Raw genomic sequence first — 23,301 nt, 5'->3', positions numbered from 1 at the left:
TGGGTCAATCGCTTCGATCAATGGGCGGGCACCGGCACGGGCCGCACCCGCAGCGCCCACACCACGCCGGCCACCAGCAAGCCCACGCCGGCCAGCGTGGCGGTTGGCGGGAACTGTTGGCGCAGCGCATAGGCGTAGGCCAGGGCCGAGAGGGTTTCGAAGACGATCAGCTGGCCGGCCAGGGCGGTGGGCAGGCGCTGGCTGGCCTCGTTCCAGCACAGCGTGCCCAGCCAGGAGGCCAGCAGGCCGATGGCCAGCATGGCGCCGACGAAGGGCAGGGGCCGGGGGCCCAGTGGCATCGGCCAGTCCGGCTGGCTGAGGCCGAACCACACCCAGGTCAGGGCATAGCCCAGCGCCGCCAGCGGCAGGGTGGCCAGGCCTTGGGCGGTGGCCCAGGCGCGCGGGCTGCGGTCCGCATGGGCGCGCAGCCAGTCGGCGTTGCGCACCGGGTACCAGGTCCAGGCCGCCACGGCACCCAGGGCCAGTGCGGCCCCCAGGGCATAGCGGCCCAGGTCGGCCGCCGGGTCGGCCTGGAAGCGGGCCAGTTCGGCTTGGTTGACCAGCAACAGGCCGGCGCCGATCAGCACCAGCGACGGCGCCAGCCGGCGCCAGGGCAGCAGGCCATCACGCTGCGCATTGCGGCGGTTGGACACCACCGCGATGACCACCGGCAGGGTGCCGATGATCATGGTCGGCAGGGGGCCGCCCGCACGCTGCAGCGCCGAGGCCAGGAAGAGGTAGTAGACGATGTTGCCCACCAGCGAGAGCTTGGCGGCCTCCAGCCAGTCGGCGCGCCGCAGCCGCCGCAGCTCGGCGCGGTCGAGCCAGGCCAGGGGCAGGGCGATCAGGCCGAAGGCCAGGTAGCGGCCGAAGGACAGCAGCACGGCCGGGTAGTCGTGCAGCCACAGCGGCCCCACGAACACCAGGCCCCACATCAGGCCGGCGGCCAGCGCGAACAAGGTTCCGATCCACATGATGGGCGCGCAGTCTACGCAGGCTGTGCGGGCCGGTCTTGTACCGTCTTGCTCAGGCCTGCGGCGGCAGGGCCAGCGGCCAGAGCTGCCAGGCCAGGGCCAGCATCACCACGCCGATCAGGGCGTCCAGGGCCTGCCAGGCGCGCGGGCGGGCGAAGACCGGGGCCAGCCAGCGGGCACCGTAGCCCAGGGTGGTGAACCACAGCGCGCTGGCGCCGGCCGCTCCGGCCACGAAGGCGCCGCGCGCGGCCCAGCCGGGCTGCTGGGCCCCCACCGACCCCACCAGCAGCACGGTGTCCAGGTAGACATGCGGGTTCAGCAGGGTGAAGCCGGCCAACTGCAGCAGGGCCTGGCGCCGGCTCAGCGACGCGGTCTGGCCCGCCTGCAGGGCGCCGGGACGCCGCGCCGCCCACAGGGCCCGCAGCCCGTAGACCAGCAGAAAGACCATGCCGGCGGCGGCCAGGGCGCGGGCCAGCCCGGGGTGCTCGCCGATCAGGCCGGCCAGGCCGGCCACGCCGGCGGCCATCAGCAGGGCATCGGCCGCCACGCAGGCCAGCACCACGGGGCCCACATGGGCCCGCTGCAGGCCCTGGCGCAGCACGAAGGCGTTCTGGGCGCCGATGGCGACGATCAGGCCCAGCGACAGGGCCAGTCCGTTCAGGGCGGCGGCGCCCAGCGAGGTCGGGGGCAGGGCCGGGGCGAGGGTGGATGAGAGGGCGTTCGACAGCATGGGGCGCAGCATGCCCGGGGGACGCACCGGGTGCCAGTTAGACTTGCTTCAGCCGATGAAGCGGGGCTGAAGGCGCCTTCACCACGGACCCTGATCCAGGTCCATCACCATGTACGACTACACCTTGCTCGAAGCCCTGGCCGCCGTGCTGCGCGAGGGCAGTTTCGAGCGCGCCGCGCGGGCCCTGCACCTGACCCCCTCGGCCGTGTCTCAGCGGGTGCGCCTGCTGGAGGAGCGGGCCGGCCAGGTGCTGGTGGTGCGCGACACCCCGGCCCGTGCCACCGAGGCCGGCGCCCGCCTGTGCCGCCACCTGGAGCAGGTGGCCTTGCTGGAGCGTGCGCTGGCCGCCGACCTGCCCGGCCAGGGCCCTGCACCCGGGGCCCGGGTGACCCTGCCGGTGGCGGTCAATGCCGACAGCCTGGCCACCTGGTTCGTGGCCGCGGCCGCCCGCATGGCCGACGAGGCCGCGCTGCTGCTGGACATCAGCCTGGAGGACCAGGAGCACACCGCCGAGCGCCTGCGCCGCGGCGAGGTGGTGGCCGCGGTGACCGCGCTGGACAAGCCCGTGCCGGGCTGCCGCAGCGTGCCGCTGGGCACCCTGGTCTACCGGGCCACCGCCAGCCCGGCTTTCGTGGCGCGCTGGTTCCCGGCCGGGGTGGATGCCCAGGCCCTGGCCCGGACGCCCAGCCTGACCTTCAACCGCCAGGACCGGCTCCAGCAGCAATGGGTGGCCCGGGTGCTGGGCGACGAGGCCGCGGTGCCGGCGCTGGCCACGCATTGGCTGCCGTCCACCCAGGCCTTTGTGGATGCCAGTCTGGCCGGCCTGGGCTGGGGCATGAACCCCGAGCCGCTGGTACGCCCCTGGCTGGACTCCGGGCATCTGGTGGAGCTGCTGCCGGGCCAGGCCCTGGGCGTGCCGCTGTACTGGCAATGCCGGCAGGGCCTGCCGGTGGCCCCGGTGCTGACCCGCGCGGTGTGCGAGGCCGCGGCGGCGGTGCTGCCGCCCAGCGCTGATCCGGTGCGCTGATCCGGTGCGCCGAGCCGGTGCGCTGAACCGGCGGCACGCGCCTCAGGCCAGCGGTCGCCGGCCGATCTCGCGCTGGTAACGCGCCGGCGTGGTGCCGTACATGGCGGCAAAGCGCCGCGTCAGATGGGCCTGGTCGGTCAGGCCGACGGCCGCCGCCACGGTGGCTGCGGGCTCGCCCTGGGCCAGCAGGCGCTTGGCCTCGGCCAGGCGCTGGGCCATCAGCCACTGGTGGGGGCTGACCTGGTGGCAGGCGCTGAAGCTGCGCTGGAAGTGGCTGGGGCTCATGCCGGCCAGGGCCGCCATCTCCGCCAGGCGCCAGGGGTGGGCCAGCGCTTCGCGCAGGCGGGCCTGCAGGCGCGCGAAGCCGCCGCGTTCGACGGGCGGCGGCGCGGCCTGGGTCAGCGGAGCCAGCAGGCTCAGGCAATGCGCCAGGGCGGCCTCCTGGGCGGGGTGATCGCCTTCCTCCTGGGCGGCCCACAGCGCGCCCAGCCCGCGGCCGAAGTGCCGGGCCCGCGCGGCGTCCCCGTGCACGGCGGTGCGGAAGTGCCACAGCGGCGCGTCCTCGCCCAGGTGCTGGCGCAGCACGGCCTCGTCGAGGTAGAGCATGCGGTAGGTCCAGCCCTGCGCGCAGGCCGGCGCGCCAGTGTGCAGCTCGCCGGGCTGCATCAGCACCAGGGCCCCGGCCGGAGCCTCGTGTTCGCGGCCCCGGTAGCGGAAGCGCTCGGCGCCGGCCTCAATCACGCCCAGGCCATAGCCCTCATGGGCATGCGGGTCGAAGCAGTGGCGCACGATGCGCGCGCGGTACAACTCCACGCCGGGCAGCGCGGCCGGGCGGCGAAAGCTGGCGCGATCGCTCGCGTGGGGGAAGTGGTCGGGCACGACCTCCAGGGTGGGCATCGGCGGCCATCTTCCCATGTCGCGTACAGTCTCGCCCGTGATGTCTGTTTCTCCCTTGATCGAACTGAAGGCGGTTGACCGCCGCTACGAAACCGGCCTGCAGGCCTTGCAGGGCGTGGACCTGCGGATCGCGCCGGGTGAATTCGTGAGCCTGCTGGGGCCTTCGGGCTGTGGCAAGAGCTCCCTGCTGCGGGTGCTGGCCGGGTTGGACCCGATCAGCGCGGGCCAGGTGCTGCGCGCCGGCGAGCCCACGCGCGGGCCGGTCCGCGACACGGGCTTCGTGTTCCAGGAACCCACGCTGATGCCCTGGGCCGATGTGCAGAGCAATGTCGAGCTGCCGCTGCGCCTGCAGGGCGTGGCCGCCGAGCCGCGGGCCGAGGCGGCGCGGGCCGCGCTGGCCCGGGTGGGCCTGCAGGACTTCGCGCAGTCCATGCCGCGCGAACTCTCGGGCGGCATGAAGATGCGGGCCTCCATCGCCCGTGCCCTGGTCACCCAGCCGGCGCTGCTGCTGCTGGACGAGCCCTTTGCCGCGCTGGACGAGATCCACCGCTTTGCCCTGAACCAGGCGCTGCTGGACCTGTGGCGGCCCGAGGGCGCGGCCCGGCCGGCCTTCACCGCCGTGTTCGTCACCCACAGCGTCTACGAGGCGGTGTTCCTGAGCCAGCGGGTGCTGGTGATGAGCGCCCGCCCGGGGCGCATCGTCGACGAGGTGCTCGTCGAGGGCCCCGCGCACCGCACCGCGGCCTTCCGCCAGAGCGAGTCCTTCACTGCGGCCTGCGCCCGCCTGAGCGAGTCGCTGGCCCGCGCCGCCGGCGAGCCGGCGCTTGGCTGAGGCCACGCCACCGCGTGGACCGGGGCGCTGGCTGGCGCCCACACTGGCCGTGCTGCTGGCGCTGGCGGCCTGGCAAGGCGCGGTGTGGTTCTGGGACATTCCGCCCTATCTGCTGCCCGGCCCCTGGCGGGTGCTGCAGGCCCTGCACCAGGACTTCGGCTCGCTGATGGCCAGCTGGTGGGTGACGGTGCGCATCACCGCCACCGCGCTGGCCCTGGCCTGTGTGGGCGGTGTGGGCCTGGCCACGCTGTTCTCGCTCTCGCGCTGGCTGGAATGGAGCCTCACGCCCTTCGCGGTGGTGCTGCAGGTCACGCCGGTGATCGCGGTGGCCCCGCTGATCATGATCCTCACCGACAGCGCCGAGGCCACCGTGCTGGTCTGCGCCTGGATCGTGGCTTTCTTCCCGCTGCTGGCCAACACCCTGGCCGGCCTGCGCAGCGCCGATGCGGGCCTGCGCGAGCTGTTCCGTCTGTATGGCGCCAGCCGCTGGCAGACCCTGCGCTTCCTGCTCATCCCCTCGGCACTGCCGTACTTTCTCACCGGGCTGAAGATCGCCGGTGGTCTGAGCCTGATCGGCGCGGTGGCGGCCGAGTTCACCGCCGGTGCGGCCGGTCGCAACACCGGTCTGGCCTCGCGCATCCTGGAGGCAGCCTTCCGCACCGAGATCCCAAAGATGTTCGCGGCCCTGGTGCTGGTGGCCGCCACCGGTGTGCTGATCCACCTGGGCTTCGAGGCGCTGGGGCGCCTGCTGCTGCGGCGCTGGCACGACAGCGAGCGGGGCTGAGCCCGCCGGACACGGCGCGATACCCACGGTGACTCCGGCGAAACCCGACAGCGGTCTGAACCCGGATGAGCTGTCATCTGGCCGGGCTAGCCTGCGGGCCACGATGAACACCATGCCCGACTCCCTTCCCCTGGCTGGCCAGGTGGCCCTGGTCACCGGCGCCAACACCGGCATCGGCCGGGTGATCGCCCGCGAGCTGGCCCGCCAGGGCGCCCGCGTCTTCCTGGCCTGCCGCAGCGCCGAGCGCACGGCCGAGGTGCAGGCCGAGATCGATGCCTTGCCGGGGGCCCGGTCCGCCACCTGGCTGCCGCTGGAGCTGGGGGACTTCGCCTCGGTGGGCGACTGCGCGCAGCGCTTTCTGGACCTGGGTCTGCCACTGCACCTGCTGGTCAACAACGCCGGCCTGGCCGGCGCGCGGGGGCTCACCCGTTCGGGCTTCGAGATGGCTTTCGGCGTGAACCACATGGGGCACTTCCTGTTGACCCAGCGCCTGTTGCCGGCACTGCAGCTCGGCGGGCCGGCCCGCATCGTCACCCTGTCCAGCCGCGCGCACCGGCGGGTGGACGGCATCCCGTTTGCGCAGCTGCGCCAGCCCACGCGCACGGCCACCGGCATTGCGGAGTACGGTGTGTCCAAGCTGGCCAATCTGCTGTTCAGCGCCGAGCTGGCGCGGCGGCTGGTCGGCACGGGCATCAGCACCTATGCCGTCCACCCGGGGGTGGTGGCTTCGGACATCTGGCGCACCCTGCCTGCGCCGCTGCGCCCGCTGTTCCACTGGCTGCGCCGCATGGTCACGGTGGAGGAGGGCGCCCGCACGCCTTTGCTGTGCGCCACCGCGCCGGCCCTGGCGGGGCAGAGCGGCCTGTACTGGAGCGATGGCGCGCCCGCCCAACCCAGTCCGGCCGGTCGGGACGAGGCCCTGGCCCGCACGCTGTGGCAGCACAGCGAGGACTGGACGCACTGAGATCGCGGCCAGGCCGCGGGCAAGGCCCTGCCCCGGCGCTGGCCTGCGGCTGCCGCTACCATGCGGCGCCATCAGGACCCTCTGAAGGATGCCGCGATGACGATGACGCGAAGGCGTGCCCACACCGTTCTGCTGCTGGCCACGGCCCTGGCCGGCGGCCTGGCGGCCGGCCCGGTGGCGGCGCAGGACAAGGTGGTGTTTGCCACCAACTGGAAGGCCCAGGCCGCGCACGGTGGCTTCTACCAGGCCCTGGCGGACGGCACCTACGCCCGCTACGGCCTGGCGGTGGAGATCCGCCAGGGCGGGCCGCAGGTCAACAACCGGCCGCTGCTGCCGGCCGGCAAGATCGACTTCCTGATGACCGGCAACCTGCTGCACAGCTTCGACAACGTGAAGAACGGCGTGCCGGTCATCACGGTGGCCAGCCTGTTCCAGAAGGACCCGCAGGCCCTGATGGCCCATCCCGGCCAGGGCTACAAGACCTTTGCCGACCTGAAGAAGGCGCCGGTGGCCTACATCGCCAAGGACGCGCAGTTCTCCTGGTGGGCCTGGCTCAAGGCCGAGCAGGGTTTCAAGGATGAGCAGCTGCGGCCCTACAACTACAACCTCGGCCCCTTCCTGGCGAACGCCAAGAGCATCCAGCAGGGCTATGCGGTGGAGGAGCCCATCAGCATCCAGAAGCAGGGCGGCTTCACGCCGCTGACCTTCCTGCTGGCCGACCATGGCTACAGCACCTACAGCACCACGATCGAGACCCGCGTCGAGACGGTGCAGAAGAAGCCCGACCTGGTCAAGCGCTTCGTCGAGGCCTCCATCCTGGGCTGGGTGCACTATCTGTACGGCGACCGCCGGGCCGCCGACGCGCTGATCCTCAAGGACAACCCCGAGATGGACCCGGCCACCATCGATCAGTCGGTGGCGCTGATGAAGTCGCTGGGCATCGTGGACAGCGGCGACAGCCTCACCCGGGGCATTGGTGCGATGAAGCCCGAGCGCATCCGCGACTTCTACGACAAGATGGTCCGCGCCGGTCTCTATCAGCCCGGCGAGGTGGACCTGTCCAAGGTGGCCACCTTCCAGTTCGTCAACCACGGCCTGGGGTTGGACGAGAAGAAGCGCCTGCTGCAGAAGCCCTCAGGGAGCCCGAAGGCCCCCTGAGGTCGCGCTTCGCCGTGGTCGGCCGGCTCGGCAGCAGCTGGCTCAGCGACTGAGCGAGCTGCCGATGACCGGCGGCCCCAGCTGGGTGTCCACCCGCCACACCCCGTCGGGCACGGGGCCCGTGTCGCTGGTCGCCAGCTGGTAGCGGTTGTAGTAGATGAACGGACCCTGGGCGGTGATGTAGTACTCGGGGTCCATCCGCACCCGCGAGGTCGTGGTGTCGGGCGTGAGGTTCACCAGGGTGCTGTTGTCCGGCAGGATGCCCACCATCCCGATCTGGGAGGGTTTGCTCATGTTGGAGGCGATGCTGGTCTTGTTCATCTGGAAGAAGATGTACGAGCGCCCGTTGTGCACGAAGTACTCAGGCGACCAGACGTAGGGGAAGCCCGTCGGCAGCGTGCTGCGCTGAATCACCTGCCAGGCGGGCAGCCCGCTGGCATCCGGCAGTTGACGGTAGACCACCAGCATCTTGCCGTTGAGCACAGCGAAGAAGACGTACTCGTTGTTGTACTCCGGGGCCTGCCACATCATGGCGCCGCTCACGTTGCCGTTCTCATTGGTCAGCTGCTGTGCCTGGCCGGAGTCGGTGTCGAACAGGAAGACCTGGTTGTAGCCCGAGGGCGCCTTGCCGGTCAGGATGACCTTGCCGGTGCCGGGCACCCAGCGGCGTGCGCCGGCCGAGTAGCCCTGGACGGCGATCGGATGTTCCACCGTGCCATCGGCCATCAGGCGCCAGAAGGTCTGGGTCTTGGTGACGTCCTGGTACTGGACCATTGCTGCGGGGTTGCTCTGGTCCAGCGTGGCGATCGGCGAGATGCGCTGCAGGCTGTCGTCGAGCATCTCGGGGGTCCAGAGCCCGTTCACCAGGGTGGCCACGCCGATGCCGGCCGTGGCATCGCTCGGGGGCTGATCGGGCAGGTACTTGGTGTAGACGAGCTGAGAGCCCAGGGCCGAGAAGGCCCATTCCGGGCCGTTGCCGTAGGTGGTGACCAGGGCGGTGTTGGTGTCCACCTTCACCCCGCGTCCGCTGGCGGGCACGAAGGCGCCGGTGGCGTAATCCACATTGGCCACCCAGAGGTTGAGCCGGCCATCGGTCCAGGCCAGCCGGGCGTTGCCGGCGCCCTGGTTGCAGGTGGGGCAGTTCAGGCCATCGCGGCCCCAGTCGAACTCGAAGTCGACGATGGCCGCATTGGTCACCAGGGTCTCAACACCCTGGGCCTGGGCGGACAGGCCCAGAGGCAGCAGACAGAGGGCAGCAAGCCGCTGCAGGCATTGCCGGAGGGAGGATCCGGCCGGGCGGAGGGTCATGGAAGGCTCCAGGTCAACAGTGGTCGCCCCAGCAACGGTGGGCGATACGGTGGCCTGGCTGCCGCCGAGCACTGCTTCCCGCAGCCCCAGGCACAGCCAGACGACTCGCCTGCAAATGCTCCAGACGCCCCGGTATCCTGAGGGAGGTATTTGCTTACCTCAAATACATCAACTTACTCATCTGTCCCGCCGGCTGAGGATGAGGCGGCGTTCTCACTGTCCCCGTTTGAAGGGACTGAGCGCCGGGCCCAGGCCGGTGTCCACCCGCCACACCCCTTCGGAGTTGCCGGGGGACGCCGGCCCCTGTGCCTGAAAGCGGTTGTAGTAGATGAACGGGCCCTGCGCGGTGATGTAGTACTCGGGGTCCATTCGCATCCGCACCACGTCGGCATCGGGGGTGAGGTTCTGCAGGGTGCTGTTCTCCGGGAGCACACCCACCATGCCGATCTGGGACGGGCTGTTGAGCGTCCAGGCCACCGGGTTCTGGTTCATCTGGAAGAAGATGTAGGAGCGCCCGTTGTGGACGAAGTACTCTGGTGACCAGACATAGGGGTAGCCCGTAGGCAAGGCCGTGCGCTGGATGGCCTGCCAGTTCAGCAGGCCATGGGCGTCTGGCAACTGGCGGTAGACCACCAGCGTCTTGGCATTCACCACGGCGAAGAAGATGCACGTGTTGTCGTACTCCGGGGCACGCCACATCATGGCGCCGCTCACGCTGCCCCTCTCCTGGGTCAGCTGCTGGACGGAGCCGGTGTCGGTGTCATAGAGGAAGACCTGGCTGAAGCCGGCCGCATCGTTGCCCGTGATGATGATCTGGTGGGTGCCCGGCACCCAGCGCCGCGCGCCTGCCGAGTAGCCCGGCACGGTGATCGGGTGTTCCTCCGACCCGTCGGCCAGCGGGCGCCAGTAAGTGTTGACCCGTCCGGTGTCCTGGTACTGGACCCGGGGCGCGGGTGAATCGAGGTCCATGGTGGCGATGGGGGACACGCGCTGCAGGCTTCCGCTCAGCAGTTCGGTGGTCCACTGGCCTCCCGCCATGCTGGCCAGACCCAGTCCGACACTGCTCTTGGTCGGGGCTTGGTCGGCGAGGTACTTGGAGTAGACCAGCTGGGAGCCTTGTGCCGAGATGGCCCATTCCGGGCCGTTGCCGAAGGTGGTGGCCGCGGCGGCGTTCTTGTCCACCAGCACGCCCTGGCCATCGGCGGGCAGGAAGGCACCGCTGTCCGGGTCCACATTGGCCACCCACAGCCTCTGGCGGCCATCACTGAACGCCAGCCGTGCATTGCCGGCGCCCTGGTTGCAGCTGGCGCAATAAACGCCATCGCGCCCCCAGTCGAACTCGAAGTCGATGACGAAGGACGGGGTGACCTGCACCTCCGGCCCGCTGGCGTGGGCCAGGGGGACATGAAGGGACAGGCCCAGGGCGCCGGCCAGCAGCCAAGGGGTGAACAGGCCGCGGCGGCGCAGCGGCAGGAAGGGGGTTTTCATGCGTTCAGATCCGGGAGGGCATCCCGGTGCGGGGCCCGCCGGGCGTGCGTGTCATGACAGGCGCGGCAAGGCCGATCCCCGGAGGTCCGGCGCACTGTCTCGGGAATCGCCTGCAACTGCTCCAGACGCGGCAGCATCGTGCGGCAGGGAGCTGCCCTATGCGAATACTCAATTCTGCGGAGGTGGGCGGGAGGCGCGAAAGGAGCCCAGCCCCCGTTTCCGGGCCCCAAAAGAAAGGCCCCGCAGGGCATGCGGGGCCGGGGCGAGGGGCGAAGGCAGCGGTGCCCCGCGACAGCTCACTGGAACTTGTACTGCATGCCCACGTAGACAAAGCGGCCACGGGGATCGGTGTAGCTCGGGTCGTAGCCCGAGATGAAGAAATAGGCCTGGTTGGAGAAGGGCGGCGAGGTGTCGAACAGGTTCTTCACGCCGCCGCGCACCGTGAGTTCCGGCGACAGGCTCCAGCTGCCGGTCAGGTCCCACAGCGAATAGGCCTTGACCCGGTTCTTGTCGACCACGGCGCCGGTGTCCGTGTCGATTGCGCTGTTCTGATCGGTGTAGGCCGACAGGTAGGAGTTGGTCAGCGTGGTGGTCACTTCGCCGATCGTCCAGTCCAGGCTCAGCGTGTGGCGCCAGCGTTGCACCACACCGTCGTTCACGAACTGGCCCAGGTTGCTGTAGTAGGGCGTGTCGTTGGCGGTCTGCTGCTTGGATTTCAGGGTCCAGGTGCCGTTGAGCCGCGCGGCGAAGGTGCCGATGCCGGTCTGGATGTCGGAGACGCTCAGCCCCAGATCCAGGCCCGACATCAGCTGGCGGCCCCGATTCTCCTTGCGCAGCTCGATGTAGCAGATGTCGATGCTGCCGGGGTCGTATTCGCACAGGCCTTCGTTTTCGCCGTAGCGGTGGACCAGGTTCTCGTACTTGTCCAGGTTGTTCAGGATGACGTCGGCACCGATGTTGCTGATCAGGTTCTTCTTCTGGATGCTCCAGTAGTCGAGGCTGATGTTGGTGTTGCGCGTCGGGGCCATCACCGCGCCCAGCGAGAACTGGCGGGAACGCTCCGGCTTGAGCTTGGCGTTTGAATAGCTGCGGGTGGTCCAGTTCCAGGCGCAGTAGGTCAGGTCGTTGTCGTTCGCCGCCATGCAGACCGGGTCGGCCAGCGTGGCTGACTCGTTCTCGGTCACGGGACGGTACAGGTCCGAGAGGGTGGGAGCGCGGAAGCCGGTGCCAGCCGAGGCGCGGAACAGCAGATCGGGCGTAGCCATGTACTTCAGCCCGACCTTGGGGCTGGTGGCGCCGCCAGTGGCCTGGTAGTACTCGTAACGCGCCGCCAGGCTCAGGTCGAGCTGCTTGGTCACCGGGGCGTCCAGTTCAGCGAACACGGCCGCGACCTTGCGGCTGTGGCCGAAGTCGGCGTCCGGTCCCTGGGAGGTCTCTCCCATGATGATGTCGTCGACCAGGGCCTGGGACTGGTGGTAGTTCTGGCGTTCGCGCCGAAACTCGCCGCCCAGCGCCAGGGCCAGGTCGCCTCCGTCGAGCTTCATCAGGCCGCGGCTGACCTTGCCATCGATGCTGTCCATGAAGCCGACGGCCCGGCGGACCTCGCCGCGGATTTGCGCGGCCGACAGCACGGCCAGCCCGGCGGCATCGGATGGGCCGAAGGCGTTGACCACGCCGTTGGCGATCGCATCGGCCACCATCGGCTCGTTCAGATAGCCCTGGTAGTCCCGGTCGGAGACGGTGCTGCTGCTGTGGTTGAGGGCCACCTCGTAGTCCCAATCCGAGACCACGCCGGTCAGGCCCATCACATAGCGCTGGCCGTTGGACACCAGCTGGCTGGTCCGGTTGCCGGCTTCGGTCAGGCGCACGCGCACCGTGACCATCCGGTTCTCGTCGTTGGAGGGCAGGCCGGCGAGCACGGATCCCGCCAGCGCCGGGATCTTCGAGACGTCCACCTCCACGTCATCACGGTTGGCGGTGCCGGTGTAAAAAGTGGTGGCGCGGGCCAGCGAGGCCTCGGCAAAGAACTGGTGGCCGCTGCCCAGGTCCAGCACGCCGCGGGTGAACAGGCTGGTCTTGTCCGACTTGGGGTACAGCTCGATGTCCCGCATGTAGTCGTAGGTGCAGCCATCGACGCCGCCGATGCCGGACGGCAGGTAGAGCGAGGCCGGCGGGTTGCAGCCGGTGGCGGCAGACGGGTTGATCGTGCGGGTGCTGATCGGATCCTTGCCGTTCGTGCTGAAGCCGCTAGCGCTCAGCAGATCGCGCTGGTCTGTGGACAGCCGCAGGTTGGCGGGGAAGGTGGCGCTGGACAGCAGGTAGGGCAGCCGACCGGGGATGTTCAGGTCGGTGATGAACTGGCGCTGGTTGGCGTTCAGGCTGTCGGTCTGCTGCACATCCAGCACGGCAAAGACGTTGAAACCGTCACGACCGTAGTCGCCGAAGCCGCCGGCCAGCGAGGCGGTGCGCTTGCCGGCGCCGCCCTCGGTGGTGTCGCCAGCGCTGACATTGACCTCGGCCCCCTGATAGTCGCGCCGGGTGATGAAGTTGATCACCCCGCCGATCGCGTCGCTGCCATAGAGGGAGGATGCGCCGTCCAGCAACACCTCCACCCGCTGGATGGCGGCGGCCGGGATGGTGTTGAGGTCCACGCCCGCGGCATCGCCGGGCGAGGCGAAGTTGGCCATCCGCCGGCCGTTGAGCAGCACCAGGGTGGACGAGGCACCCATGCCGCGCAGATTGGCGGCATTCAGGCCTGTCTGGTCGTGAAAGCCGCCCGTGCCGATGCTCCCGCCATCGGTCAGGTTGGCCGCCGACGCGCTCAGCCGTGCCACGATTTCAGCCGCCGTGGTCAGCCCCGCCTTGTCGATCTGGTCCCGGGTGATGACCTGCACCGGCAGGGCCGTCTCGCCGTCGATGCGCTTGATCGCCGAGCCGGTGATTTCGATGCGCTGCGGCGTGTCGGGGCTGGTCTGGGCCTGACCGGTCAGCGGCATGGCCGCCAGCGTCAGCAGGGCGGCCTGGACGGCCAGAACGCCAGCGCGCGGGCGCAGGGCAGGGGAGCGTTGGCGGCGGTCTGCCGACACGTATCGGGCCATGGAATCCCTCCGGAGGCTGTGTGAAGCCGGTATTGCTGTGGATGTGGCTGTGGGTTGCTGCGAGTCTAGGAAGCATGGACAGGGATGCCACAGGACCTTCATCAAGCCGTCGCGAAAGCGCAACTTGGCGTCGCGCTGTGACAACTGCGTGTGGCAGACAGACCCCGGCCCGGTCGCCTAGCCCCTGGGGATGGATCGCCTGGGGCGAGGGTTTGCAGGCAAGCGACATTCTTTTTTGCAATCGCACCGCTTTGCCCGATTCGGGGTGGCCGGGCTCCGCAGGCGGTGCCAAGATGCATCCAGGCTCCTTCCGGTGACAGCCCATCCATCCATGCGCCCTTCTTCCCTGATCGAACGCCTTTCCCGCCGGCAAGCCCTGGCCGCGCTGACCCTGACCTGCGCCACCTGGTTGGCCCAGGCCGCGCCGGTTTCCAAACCCGTCACGCCGGCTCAGGGCTATGCGGTGGTCATTGGCGGGGCCCTCAAGGCTGACAACGACGAGGTCTGGAGCCGCATGGTGGCCTTGTCCGGCGGCAAGGGCTCGCACTGGATCGTTTTTGCCACGGCGTCCGAATCGCCCGACAAGACCGGCCGCCGCCTGTCCGAGTTGCTGGAACACCATGGCGCCAATGCCGATGTGCTGCCGGTGGCCCCTGCACTGAAGTGGGTGGACCTGAACCGGGCGGTGCGTGACAAGTCCCTGCTGGACATGGTCAACAGCGCCGACGGCATCTTCTTCTCGGGGGGCGCCCAGGAGCGCATCGTCGACACCTTCGCGCCAGGCGGCCAGTCCACCCCGATGCTGGAAGCCATCTGGGACGTCTACCGCCGTGGCGGCGTGGTGGCTGGCACCTCGGCAGGGGCGGCCATCATGAGTGCCGTGATGTTCCGCGACGCGCCCAGCGTGATCGGGGTGATGAAGGGGCAGCTGCGTGACGGCAAGGAAGTCGACCGCGGGCTGGGCTTCGTCGGCTCCAACCTCTTCGTCGACCAGCACTTCCTCAAGCGTGGCCGCTTCGGCCGCATGATCCCGCTGATGCTGGCCAAGGGCTACAAGCTGGGCCTGGGCGTGGACGAGAACAGCGCGGCCATCGTGCACGGTGACGACATTGAGGTCATCGGCGCCAAGGGCGCGCTGCTGGTGGACCTCAACGATGTGCAGACCAACGACAAGATCGATGCCCTGAACGTGACCGGTGCCCGCCTGACCTACCTGGACCGGGGGGACAGCTACAACGTCGGCAGCCGGCGCGTCACGCCTTCTGAATGGAAGCAGCGCGGCACCCAGCTGGATCCCCACGCCAAGGGCTACAAGCCGGAGTACGCCACGCCGCTGTACTACACCGACATGCTGGGCGACACCGCCCTGGTCAATGCCATGGGCTACCTGATCGACAGCACCCAGCAGGAAGTGCGCGGCCTGACCTTCGACCCGTTGGCGCCGTCCTCGGACAAGCGGGCCGACCTGGCCTTCCAGTTCCGCCTCTACAAGGGGCCAGATACGGTGGGCTGGTACTCTGACGAGCTCGGTGGCGACGACTACAGCGTGTCCAACCTGTACCTGGACATCATCCCGGTGCGCATGGCGCGTCCGTTCACGACGCCCTGGGCGCCGCACTGACCCTCGCCTCGGCCCGTTCCCGCCCTCCAGGAGAAGTCTTTCACCATGCAACGCCGTCACCTCCTCACTGCACTGATGCTGGCCGCCGCCAGCTTGGCCGCCTCGGCCCAGGCCCCGGACTGGAAGAAGATCCGCATCGGGGTGGAGGGGGCCTACCCCCCGTTCTCCGAGGTGGGCACCGATGGCAAGCTCAAGGGCTTTGACATCGACATCGCGCTGGCCCTGTGCGCCGAGATGAAGGCCGAGTGCACCCTGGTGCAGCAGGAGTGGGACGGCATGATCCCGGCCCTGCAGGCGCGCAAGTTCGACGCCATCATCGCCTCGATGGCCATCACCGAGGAGCGCAAGAAGTCGGTGCTCTTCAGCGAGAAATATCAGAACACCCCGCCCTGGATGATCGGCAAGGGCGGCCTGCCGCATGACATCTCGCCGGCCGCGATGAAGGGCAAGAAGATCGGCGTGCAGCGCACCTCCATCCACGACCGCTGGGCCACCGCCACCTACAAGGACAGCGAGATCGTCCGCTACAGCAAGCAGGACGAGGTCTTCCTGGACCTGGCTGCCGGCCGCATCGACGCCACCGTGTGCGACTCCGTGGCCGCCAACCTGGGCTTTCTGAAGACCCCGGCCGGCAAGGGCTTCGCGGTGCTGGGCACGCCGCCGGACGATCCGGCCTTCTTCGGGGCCGGGGCCGGCATCGCGGTGCGCAAGAACGACGCCGCGCTGCAGCAGAAGTTCAATGCCGCGATCCAGGCCATCCGCGCCAACGGCACCTACAAGAAAGTCGAGTCCAAGTACTTCGACTTCGACATCTACGGCAAGTAAGCGCCGCGGCCAGGGAGGGGACGGACGATGCTGCACGGCTACGGTGCCAGCCTGCTGCAGGGGACGCTGCTGACCTTGGGGGTGGCCCTTGGCTCACTGGTCATTGCCCTGGTGTTGGGGCTGGCCGGGGCGCTGGCCAAGCTCTCGCGCTGGCGCCTGCTGCAGTGGCCGGCCACTGTCTACACCACGCTGATTCGATCCGTGCCAGATCTGGTCATGATGCTGCTGGTCTTCTACGGCGGACAGATGGCAGTCAACGCCATCGCGGATGCGCAAGGCTGGGGCTACGTTGACATCGACCCCTTCATCGCCGGGGTGCTGACCATCGGCTTCGTCTTCGGCGCCTACCTGACCGAGGTGCTGCGTGGCGCCTTCCTGGCTGTGCCGCCCGGCCAGCGCGAGGCGGCCCTGGCCTACGGCATGAACCGCCGCCAGGTGCTCACCCGCGTGGTCGGCCCGCAGATGCTGCGCCACGCCCTGCCGGCCCTGTCCAACAACTGGCTGGTGATGATCAAGAGCACAGCCATCGTGTCAGTCGTGGGGTTGCCGGAGCTCCTGAGCCGGGCCGGTCAAGCTGCTGGCGCCACGCGGGAGCCGTTCCTGTTCTATGTCGTCGCTGGGCTGATCTACCTGGCCTTCACCACCCTGTCCGAGCTGGGCTTTGCCTGGCTGGCGCGCCGCCTGTCCATGGGCGTGCGCCAGGTGGCGCTCTGACGAGGCGGCGGCCATGGATTTCCAAGCCATCCACGACAGCCTGCCGCAGTACGTCCACGGTCTGGGGGTGACCCTGGAGCTGCTGCTGGCCGCCCTGCTGGCTGGCGGGCTGTGCGCGCTGCCGCTGGCCATGCTGCGCAGCCTGCCCATCGCCTGGCTGTCGCGGCCGGTGTGGGGGTTCACCTATGTCATCCGCGGCACGCCGATGCTGGTGCAGCTCTATCTGCTTTACTACGGCCTGGCCCAGTTCGAGGCCGTGCGCAACAGCCCGGCCTGGCCCTGGCTCAGCTCGGCCTGGTTCTGCGCCATCGCGGCCTTCGCCATCAACACCTGCGCCTACACCACCGAGATCCTGCACGGCGCCATCAAGGCCCTGCCGGCCGGCGAAATCGAGGCGGCCAAGGCCATGGGCATGTCGCGCTGGGTCACCTTCCGGCGCATCGTCATCCCCTCGGCCTTGCGGCGGGCCCTGCCGGCCTACGGCAACGAGGTGGTGCTGATGCTGCACGGCACCTCGCTGGCCAGCGTCGTCACGCTGGCGGACCTGACCGGGGCCGCCCGCGAGATGAACTCCACCTACTACCTGCCTTTCGAGGCCTTCCTCACCGCGGCCGTGTTCTACCTGGCCATCACCGTGGTGCTGGTGGGCCTGTTCCGCGCGGCCGAGCGCCGCTGGGTCGCGCCGCTGCAAGGCCGGCACTGACCGCTGTTCACCTGCTTTCATGCACATCGTCCGACACCCCCTCGCCTCCGCCACCCCGGGCACCACCCATGAGCTGGTCAGCCTGCACTACGGCACGCCCGGCCAGGGCCCCAAGGTGACCATCCAGGGCTCACTGCATGCCGACGAAGTGCCCGGCATGCTGGTGGCCCACCACCTGCGCAACCACCTGGATGCCTTGGAGGCGGCTGGCCGCCTGACCGGCGAGGTCGTGCTGGTCCCCATGGCCAACCCATTGGGTGTGGGCCAGTGGGTGCTGCGCGGCTTCCAGGGCCGCTTCGAGCTGCACAGTGGCGAGAACTTCAACCGCCATTTCACCGACCTCACCGGCGCGGTGCTCGACCGCGTGATGGACCGGCTGGGCGCGGACGCTGCCGAGAACGTGTGTCTGGTGCGCGGCGCGCTGCGCGAGGCGGTGGCCGCCCTGGTGGCCACGTCTCCGCTGGAGAGCCTGCGCAAGACCCTGCTGGGCCTGGCCATCGACGCCGACGTGGTGCTGGACCTGCACTGCGACGGCGAGGCCCTGCTGCACCTCTACACCACGCCGCAGACCTGGCCGGGCGATGGCCAGCTGCTGGCCCGCTGCGTCGGTGCCGAGCTGGCCCTGCTGGCCGAGCGCTCCGGGGGCGAGCCCTTCGACGAGGCCTGCTCCATGCTCTGGCCCCAGCTGGCCGAGCGCCTGGGCCCGGCCAAGCCGCTGCCACCGGCCTGCATGGCCGCCACCATCGAGCTGCGCGGCGAGGCCGATGTGCGGCACGACCTGGCGGCGGCCGATGCCCAGGGCATCGTCGACTTTCTGATTCAGCGCGGCGTGGTGGCCCCCGAGGGCGGCATCCTGCCGGCGCTGCCACCACTCAAGCGCGAGGCCACGCCGCTGGCCGGTTCCATCCCGGTGGTGGCGCCCACCGGCGGCATGGTGGTCTTCCTGCAGGTGCCCGGCACCGCGGTGGTGGCCGGCCAGCCGCTGGTGGATTTGATCGACCCGCTGACCGGCCAGGTGACCACGCTGGGCGCACCGGTCGATGGCCTGTTCTTCGCCCGCGACCTGCGCCGCTTTGCGGTGGCCGGCATGTCCCTGGGCAAGGTGGCCGGGCGCGAGGCCACCCGGGCCGGCGCGCTGCTGTCGGCCTGAGGGGCACGCGATGACCAGCACCCCCCACAGCCTGAAGGTCGAGAACCTGCACAAGCGCTTCGGCGAGCGCGAGGTGCTGCGCGGCGTCTCGCTGCAGGCCCAGCCCGGCGATGTGGTCGCCATCATCGGCTCCAGCGGCTCGGGCAAGAGCACGCTGCTGCGCTGCCTGAACCTGCTGGAGCAGCCCCACGAGGGCACGCTGAGCCTGGGCGACGAGACCCTGCGCCTGGTGCGCGACCGCGATGGCAGCCTGCGCGCGGCCGACGCGGCCCAGCTGCGCCACTGGCGCAGCCGCCTGGCCTTCGTGTTCCAGAACTTCAACCTCTGGCAGCACCGCACCGCGCTGGAGAACGTCACCGAGGCGCCCATCCACGTGCTGGGCCGGCCCAAGGCCGAAGCCATCGAGCGCGCCAAGGCGCTGCTGGCGCGGGTGGGTCTGTCGCACCGGCAGGATGTTTACCCGGCCCAGCTCTCCGGCGGCGAGCAGCAGCGCGTGGCCATCGCCCGTGCGCTGGCCATGGACCCGGAGGTCATGCTCTTCGACGAGCCCACCTCCGCGCTGGACCCGGAGCTGGTGGGCGAGGTGCTCAAGGTCATGCGCGGCCTGGCCGAAGAGGGCCGCACCATGCTGGTCGTCACCCACGAGATGGAGTTCGCCCGAGAGGTGGCCAGCCATGCCATCTTCGTGCACCAGGGCCTGATCGAGGAGGAGGGCAAGCCGCGCGAGGTGCTGGTGCAGCCCCGCAGCGAGCGCCTGCGCCAGTTCCTCTCCGGCGGCCTGAAGTAGGGGCCGGGTCCGGTGGACGGCGGCCGCGCATCCTGGCGCTTCGGCCTGGTGCTGCAGCCGGGCTTCGGCCTGATGGGCCTGGCCGGCGTGCTGGAGACGTTGCAGGCCGCCAACCGCCTGCTCGAACAGCCGCTCTATGACACCGTGCTGCTGGCGCGCGGCGCCGGCCCGGTGAGTTCGGCCGAGGGCGTGCCGGTGCTGGCCCATGCCATGAGCCAGGCCGGCTGGCTGGACGCGGTGCTGGTGCACGCCGAAGGCCCCTGGCATGGCGAGCCTGATCTGGTGGCACCGCAGCTGCTGTGGCTGCGCCAGCGCGCGGCCCAGGGCTGCCTGATGGGCGGGGTGGGCACCGGAGCGGCCTGGCTGGCCGAGGCTGGCCTGCTGCGCGGCCACCGGGCCACCGCGCAATGGCCGCACGGCGCGGTGCTGGCCGAGCGCCATCCGGAGCTGGTGGTCTCGCAGCAGATCTACGAACTCGACGAGCAGCGCATGAGCTGCGCCAGCCACCAGGCCAGCCAGGACCTGCTGATCGCCTGGCTGATCCAGCGCCATGGCGAGCGCCTGGGCCCGTCGCTGCTGTCCGCGCTGGGCCGCGAGCGCCAGCGCCCGCGCGAGGAGCGCCAGCGCCTGCCCCTGGTCACGCCCCTGGGCGGCGGTTCGGCCAAGCTGGCCGAGGCCGTGGCGCTGATGGAGGCCAACCTCGGCGAGCCCCTGCCCACCGAGGAGATCTCCCGCCTGGTGGGCGTTTCGCGCCGGCAGCTCGAGCGCCTGTTCAAGCAGCACCTGGACGCGCTGCCCTCGCGCTGGTACCTGGAGCTGCGCCTGGACCGGGCCCGCGACATGCTTCGCCAGACCCACCAGTCCATCCTGCAGATCGCGCTGTCCTGCGGCTTCGCCTCCGGTCCGCACTTCTCCAACGCCTACCGGGCCCGCTACGGCCACACCCCGCGCGAGGAGCGCAGCCCGCAGGCCGTGGCCTGGCGGGCGGCCCAGGCCGGGGTGTCGCTGGCGCCGGCCGCGCCCGGGCAGGCCTCCGTCCTTGATGTCCCTGATGTCCCTGTCGGGAGTCCCGATGAGCAGAATCGTGAAATCCCCGGCCGCTGACGCGGCCCCGCCGGCGACCGTCCCGGGTGAGTCGGGCCGCTACCTGCTGCGGCCGGCCGCCCTGGCCGATCTGCCGGCGCTGGAGCGACTGGCCCAGGCCAGCGCCATCGGCATCAGCTCCCTGGTGCCGGACCGCGCCCTGCTGCGCGACAAGCTGGAGCGCTCGCTCAAGTCCTTTGCCGCCGACGACGACGTGAGCGGCGAGGAGCATTACCTCTTCGTGCTGGAGGACCGGGCCCAGGGCGGTGCCCTGGTGGGCACCAGCGGCATTGCCGCCAGCGCCGGCTTCCACGACCGCTTCTACAGCTACCGCAACGAGTACGTGGTGCAGGTCAGCCCCGAGCTGGAGGCACGCAACCGCATCCACACCCTGCACCTGTGCCACGACCTGACGGGCGTGACCCTGCTGACCGGCTTCCACATCGACCCGGCCCATGCCGCGGGCGTGGCGCCGCAGCTGCTCTCGCGCGGGCGCCTGCTCTTCATCGCCCAGTTTCCCGACCGCTTCTCCGACCGCATCGCCTCCGAGCATCCCGGCCTGGCCGACGACAGCGGCCGCTGCCCCTTCTGGGACGCGGTGGGGCGGCGCTTCTTCCACATGGACTATCCCGCCGCCGAGCAGCTGGCCAGCGGCCCGCAGCGCACGCTGATCGCCGAGCTGCTGCCGCAGTCGCCCATCTACGTGCCGCTGCTGCCCGAGGAGGCGCAGTGGTCGCTGGGCCAACTGCACCCGGTGGCCGAGCTGCCCTTCCAGATCCTGCTGGACGAGGGCCTGGACGCCGACACCTACCTCAACCTGTTCGACGGTGGTCCGACGATGGAGGGCCGGCTGCCCTTGCTGCGCAGCGTGGCCGGCCGCCGGGTCTTTGCAGACGCCCAGGAAGCCGGGCGGGGCCTGCGCCAGGGGACCTGGCTGGTGGCCAATGCGCAGGTGCAGGACTTCCGCGCCAGCGTGTGCGCCGGGCCGCTGCAGCCGGATGACCTGGCCCTGCTGGCCGCCGATGGCGATCCGCTGGCCGCCGTCCCCCTGCCGGCCAGCCTGGGAGGAGCGACGCGATGAACCCATCCTCACGAGAGGCCCCGGTGGGGGGGCTGCCCGGCCCGGGCGGGGCCTGGCGCCTGCGCCCGGTGACCGACCACGACCTGCCCCGGCTGAGCCTGTGGCTGCCGACGACGGCCGACCGCCGTCTGCCGGCCCCCCACGCCGCCGAGCGCTGGTGGCTGCTGGAGACGCCGGAGGGCCCGCGGGCCTGCGTGCGGTTGCGACCGGTGATCGGCCGCGACCGCCTGCGCCACTGGTACCACGTGGGTTGCGTGGTGCATGCCGCGCCATCCTTGAGCCTGTTCCACCAGCAGAACACCCTGCTGCTGGGCAACGACCACACCGGCGCGGCCGAGCTGGCCGACCTGGCCTGGGACCCGGACCTGGATCTGCCGGAGCAGGCCGCCGCCCTGCAGCACCTGCTGCGCGCGGCCCTGCTGCTGCTGGCCCGCGACCGTGCGCAACTGGGCGCCCAGCTCATCGTCGAATTGCCCGGTCTGCGCGACGAGGCCGGCCGTTCGCCCTTCTGGGAGGGGCTGGGGCGCCACTTCTATGCCGGAGAGCCGCAGGAGGCCCTGCACCGTTTCGGTCCGGCCTGGCGCAGCCACGTGGCCGCGCTGCTGCCGCGCCAGCCGGTCTATGTGTCCTTCCTGCCGGGGCCGGCCCAGGCCGCCATCGCCCAGGTGCCGCTGGCCTGCCACCCGTTGCTGGGCGTGCTGGCGGCCGAAGGCCTGCGCTACGGCCACCACATCACCATCGACGAGGGCGGCCCGGTTTTCGAGGCCCGGCTGGACACCCTGCCGGCGGTGCTGCAGGTGCGCCGGCGCAACCTGGTCGAGGCCCGGCCGCGCGGCGAATGGGCCTCGACCACCTGGCTGGTGGCGGCCGACGAAGGCGACGAGGTGCTGGCCCTGCGGGCACGCGGCACCTCGCCGCAGACGCTGGCCGTTCCGGCCGACTGGACGGCTGCCGGGCTGAGCGGGCCGCGCTGGACCCTGCCGCTGGCGGTCTGATCAAGCCGCCAGCGGGGGCACGACGGCCGGTGCCGGCAGGCAGCCCAGGCCTTCCAGCGTGGCTTCCACCGCCGCGTCCCATGGCGTGTGCGGCTCGGTGCCCAGCAGGGTGCGCAGGGCCTGGTTGTCCAGTTGCACGGGGCGCTCCCACAGGTAGCGCATTTCCAGCAGCTCGCGCAGGGTGGGCACGAAGGGGGCGGCCAGCCGCACCTGCCACCAGGGAAAGGCCCGCACCCGTGGCAGCCTGCCACCATGCCGGCCGACCACGTGCACGATGCTCTGGACCATCTGCGTGCCGTCGGCATCCCAGTGGCCTCCCAGGTGAAAGCGGGCGAAGGGTTCCAGCGTGTGGCGCCGGGCCAGCAGGGCCACGATGCTGCGGGCCACATCCGGCAGGTAGGCCCACTGGTGGCCCACGCCTGCCCGGCCGGGCTGCCGCACCTGGGTGACCGGCCGACCCGGCTGCACCAGGCCCTGGGCGAACCAGCTGTTGCCGCAGCGCGGGCCGAAGAAGTCGCCGGCGCGCACGATCAGCACCCGCCCGCCGGCGGCCGCGAAGTCCTGCAGCCGTTGCTCCATCGCCACCCGGATGGCGCCTTTGCGCGTGAGCGGGTGCTGGGGGGCAGCTTCGCCCAGCAGCGCACCGGCATCGGGGCCGTGGTTGTAGAGCGTGCCGGGCAGCACGACCAGCGCCCGCTGGGCTCGGGCCGCGGCCAGCGTGTTTTCCAGCATGGGCAGCACCCAGTCGCCCCAGTGCCGGTAGCCCGGCGGGTTCACGGCGTGCACGATCACCCGGCAGCCCTGGGCGGCGGCCATCACGTCGGTGGCGTTCAGGGCGTCGCCCCGCACCCAGGACAGGCCGGCCTCGGCCGGCGGCCTGCCACGGCTCAGGGCCCGCACCGGCCAGCCGGCATCGCGCAGCTGCCGGGCCACTTCGCCGCCAATGCCGCCGGTGGCGCCCAGCACCAGCGTGCTGTGTTCATGTTCCATGGTGTCTTCCTGGAAAGAGTGTGGACAGGTGGCGATTCTGGGTAACGGGTCAGTGAAACAGAATTGGCGATCTTTGTGCATCAGCTATACAT

Annotated in this window: 21 protein-coding genes; 14 read left to right on the top strand and 7 right to left on the bottom strand. The window is 70.5% G+C overall.

The genetic code is table 11. The features are described from left to right. Positions 1–17 precede the first annotated feature (17 nt). Together M0L44_RS15860 and M0L44_RS15855 are read right to left on the bottom strand one after the other, a co-directional pair. The gene (locus tag M0L44_RS15860; protein ID WP_252770786.1) at positions 18–974 is read right to left on the bottom strand and encodes a DMT family transporter; all 957 of its coding nucleotides are present in this window, start codon (positions 972–974) and stop codon (positions 18–20) included. A 52-nt stretch (positions 975–1,026) separates the two neighbouring features. Next, a complete protein-coding gene (locus M0L44_RS15855) occupies positions 1,027–1,704 on the bottom strand; it encodes a LysE/ArgO family amino acid transporter (RefSeq protein ID WP_252770785.1) in 678 nt (225 codons plus the stop codon). A 109-nt stretch (positions 1,705–1,813) separates the two neighbouring features. On the opposite strand from M0L44_RS15855, the gene M0L44_RS15850 reads away from it, so the two are divergent. Continuing rightward, positions 1,814–2,731, top strand: a complete 918-nt coding sequence (locus M0L44_RS15850) for a LysR family transcriptional regulator ArgP (RefSeq protein WP_252770784.1) — start codon at positions 1,814–1,816, stop codon at positions 2,729–2,731. Positions 2,732–2,773: 42 nt separating this feature from the next. Here the strand turns inward: M0L44_RS15850 and M0L44_RS15845 are convergent, their stop codons facing one another. Then, positions 2,774–3,628, bottom strand: a complete 855-nt coding sequence (locus M0L44_RS15845; RefSeq protein WP_252770783.1) for an AraC family transcriptional regulator — start codon at positions 3,626–3,628, stop codon at positions 2,774–2,776. 40 nt (positions 3,629–3,668) lie between these two features. On the opposite strand from M0L44_RS15845, the gene M0L44_RS15840 reads away from it, so the two are divergent. From M0L44_RS15840 to M0L44_RS15825, 4 genes are all read left to right on the top strand, one after another. Continuing rightward, positions 3,669–4,460, top strand: a complete 792-nt coding sequence (locus M0L44_RS15840; RefSeq protein ID WP_252770782.1) for an ABC transporter ATP-binding protein — start codon at positions 3,669–3,671, stop codon at positions 4,458–4,460. Continuing rightward, positions 4,453–5,244, top strand: a complete 792-nt coding sequence (locus tag M0L44_RS15835; RefSeq protein ID WP_252770781.1) for an ABC transporter permease — start codon at positions 4,453–4,455, stop codon at positions 5,242–5,244. Before M0L44_RS15840 ends, M0L44_RS15835 begins: the two co-directional genes overlap by 8 nt. A 112-nt stretch (positions 5,245–5,356) precedes the next feature. After that, positions 5,357–6,208 (top strand): SDR family oxidoreductase, encoded by an 852-nt coding sequence (locus tag M0L44_RS15830; RefSeq protein WP_252770780.1) that lies wholly within the window; start codon positions 5,357–5,359, stop codon positions 6,206–6,208. A 96-nt stretch (positions 6,209–6,304) separates the two neighbouring features. After that, positions 6,305–7,366 carry an ABC transporter substrate-binding protein gene (locus tag M0L44_RS15825; protein WP_354004135.1) on the top strand — a complete coding sequence of 354 codons (1,062 nt, stop codon included), beginning with the start codon at positions 6,305–6,307 and terminating at the stop codon, positions 7,364–7,366. A 42-nt stretch (positions 7,367–7,408) separates the two neighbouring features. Here the strand turns inward: M0L44_RS15825 and M0L44_RS15820 are convergent, their stop codons facing one another. The 3 genes from M0L44_RS15820 to M0L44_RS15810 all read right to left on the bottom strand — a co-directional run bounded on the left by M0L44_RS15820 (position 7,409) and on the right by M0L44_RS15810 (position 13,260). Then, a complete protein-coding gene (locus M0L44_RS15820; RefSeq protein WP_252770779.1) occupies positions 7,409–8,674 on the bottom strand; it encodes a hypothetical protein in 1,266 nt (421 codons plus the stop codon). A gap of 213 nt (positions 8,675–8,887) precedes the next feature. Further along, a complete protein-coding gene (locus M0L44_RS15815) occupies positions 8,888–10,162 on the bottom strand; it encodes a TolB-like translocation protein (protein WP_252770778.1) in 1,275 nt (424 codons plus the stop codon). A 296-nt stretch (positions 10,163–10,458) separates the two neighbouring features. After that, entirely contained in the window at positions 10,459–13,260 is a 2,802-nt protein-coding gene (locus tag M0L44_RS15810) for a TonB-dependent receptor domain-containing protein (protein WP_252770777.1), read from the bottom strand. A gap of 331 nt (positions 13,261–13,591) precedes the next feature. Here M0L44_RS15810 and M0L44_RS15805 point away from each other — a divergent pair, with 331 nt between their 5' ends. Genes M0L44_RS15805 through M0L44_RS15765 form a run of 9 tightly spaced genes read left to right on the top strand, consistent with a single transcriptional unit; the run spans position 13,592 to position 22,219 of the window. After that, a complete protein-coding gene (locus tag M0L44_RS15805; RefSeq protein ID WP_252770776.1) occupies positions 13,592–14,881 on the top strand; it encodes a cyanophycinase in 1,290 nt (429 codons plus the stop codon). 45 nt (positions 14,882–14,926) lie between these two features. Then, on the top strand, positions 14,927–15,706 hold the full coding sequence (locus M0L44_RS15800) for an ABC transporter substrate-binding protein (protein ID WP_252770775.1): 780 nt from the start codon (positions 14,927–14,929) through the stop codon (positions 15,704–15,706). Positions 15,707–15,733: 27 nt separating this feature from the next. Continuing rightward, on the top strand, positions 15,734–16,420 hold the full coding sequence (locus M0L44_RS15795; RefSeq protein ID WP_252770774.1) for an ABC transporter permease: 687 nt from the start codon (positions 15,734–15,736) through the stop codon (positions 16,418–16,420). 13 nt (positions 16,421–16,433) lie between these two features. Next, a complete protein-coding gene (locus M0L44_RS15790; protein WP_252770773.1) occupies positions 16,434–17,123 on the top strand; it encodes an ABC transporter permease in 690 nt (229 codons plus the stop codon). Between the two features lie 19 nt (positions 17,124–17,142). Further along, entirely contained in the window at positions 17,143–18,273 is a 1,131-nt protein-coding gene (locus M0L44_RS15785; RefSeq protein ID WP_252770772.1) for a succinylglutamate desuccinylase/aspartoacylase family protein, read from the top strand. A 10-nt stretch (positions 18,274–18,283) separates the two neighbouring features. Beyond that, positions 18,284–19,060, top strand: coding sequence for an ABC transporter ATP-binding protein (locus M0L44_RS15780; RefSeq protein WP_252770771.1), 777 nt, complete (start codon positions 18,284–18,286; stop codon positions 19,058–19,060). A 12-nt stretch (positions 19,061–19,072) separates the two neighbouring features. After that, positions 19,073–20,164, top strand: a complete 1,092-nt coding sequence (locus M0L44_RS22210; protein WP_252770770.1) for a GlxA family transcriptional regulator — start codon at positions 19,073–19,075, stop codon at positions 20,162–20,164. Further along, entirely contained in the window at positions 20,145–21,224 is a 1,080-nt protein-coding gene (locus tag M0L44_RS15770; RefSeq protein ID WP_252770769.1) for an arginine N-succinyltransferase, read from the top strand. The genes M0L44_RS22210 and M0L44_RS15770 overlap by 20 nt, the downstream gene beginning before the upstream one ends. Continuing rightward, complete coding sequence (locus tag M0L44_RS15765) at positions 21,221–22,219, top strand: arginine N-succinyltransferase (RefSeq protein WP_252770768.1); 999 nt, start codon at positions 21,221–21,223, stop codon at positions 22,217–22,219. The genes M0L44_RS15770 and M0L44_RS15765 overlap by 4 nt, the downstream gene beginning before the upstream one ends. On the opposite strand, the gene M0L44_RS15760 is transcribed toward M0L44_RS15765, so the two are convergent. Next, positions 22,220–23,209: an NAD-dependent epimerase/dehydratase family protein gene (locus tag M0L44_RS15760; RefSeq protein WP_252770767.1), complete on the bottom strand. Its 990-nt coding sequence runs from the start codon at positions 23,207–23,209 to the stop codon at positions 22,220–22,222. Positions 23,210–23,301: the final 92 nt, after the last annotated feature.

This window comes from Ideonella oryzae (assembly GCF_024055665.1).
In the GTDB taxonomy this organism is placed as follows: Bacteria; Pseudomonadota; Gammaproteobacteria; order Burkholderiales; family Burkholderiaceae_C; genus Ideonella; species Ideonella oryzae.
This window is presented reverse-complemented; position numbering and strand designations above follow the sequence as displayed.

Coding starts and splice junctions, on each gene's coding strand:
- M0L44_RS15855 (WP_252770785.1), bottom strand. CDS start 1,704: ATGCTGTCGAACGCCCTCTCATCCACCCTCGCCCCGGCCCTGCCCCCG.
- M0L44_RS15810 (WP_252770777.1), bottom strand. CDS start 13,260: ATGGCCCGATACGTGTCGGCAGACCGCCGCCAACGCTCCCCTGCCCTG.
- M0L44_RS15850 (WP_252770784.1), top strand. CDS start 1,814: ATGTACGACTACACCTTGCTCGAAGCCCTGGCCGCCGTGCTGCGCGAG.
- M0L44_RS15800 (WP_252770775.1), top strand. CDS start 14,927: ATGCAACGCCGTCACCTCCTCACTGCACTGATGCTGGCCGCCGCCAGC.
- M0L44_RS15785 (WP_252770772.1), top strand. CDS start 17,143: ATGCACATCGTCCGACACCCCCTCGCCTCCGCCACCCCGGGCACCACC.
- M0L44_RS15790 (WP_252770773.1), top strand. CDS start 16,434: ATGGATTTCCAAGCCATCCACGACAGCCTGCCGCAGTACGTCCACGGT.
- M0L44_RS15805 (WP_252770776.1), top strand. CDS start 13,592: ATGCGCCCTTCTTCCCTGATCGAACGCCTTTCCCGCCGGCAAGCCCTG.
- M0L44_RS15795 (WP_252770774.1), top strand. CDS start 15,734: ATGCTGCACGGCTACGGTGCCAGCCTGCTGCAGGGGACGCTGCTGACC.
- M0L44_RS15780 (WP_252770771.1), top strand. CDS start 18,284: ATGACCAGCACCCCCCACAGCCTGAAGGTCGAGAACCTGCACAAGCGC.
- M0L44_RS15860 (WP_252770786.1), bottom strand. CDS start 974: ATGTGGATCGGAACCTTGTTCGCGCTGGCCGCCGGCCTGATGTGGGGC.
- M0L44_RS15765 (WP_252770768.1), top strand. CDS start 21,221: ATGAACCCATCCTCACGAGAGGCCCCGGTGGGGGGGCTGCCCGGCCCG.
- M0L44_RS15840 (WP_252770782.1), top strand. CDS start 3,669: ATGTCTGTTTCTCCCTTGATCGAACTGAAGGCGGTTGACCGCCGCTAC.
- M0L44_RS15820 (WP_252770779.1), bottom strand. CDS start 8,674: ATGACCCTCCGCCCGGCCGGATCCTCCCTCCGGCAATGCCTGCAGCGG.
- M0L44_RS15845 (WP_252770783.1), bottom strand. CDS start 3,628: ATGCCCACCCTGGAGGTCGTGCCCGACCACTTCCCCCACGCGAGCGAT.
- M0L44_RS15830 (WP_252770780.1), top strand. CDS start 5,357: ATGCCCGACTCCCTTCCCCTGGCTGGCCAGGTGGCCCTGGTCACCGGC.
- M0L44_RS15815 (WP_252770778.1), bottom strand. CDS start 10,162: ATGAAAACCCCCTTCCTGCCGCTGCGCCGCCGCGGCCTGTTCACCCCT.
- M0L44_RS15825 (WP_354004135.1), top strand. CDS start 6,305: ATGACGATGACGCGAAGGCGTGCCCACACCGTTCTGCTGCTGGCCACG.
- M0L44_RS15760 (WP_252770767.1), bottom strand. CDS start 23,209: ATGGAACATGAACACAGCACGCTGGTGCTGGGCGCCACCGGCGGCATT.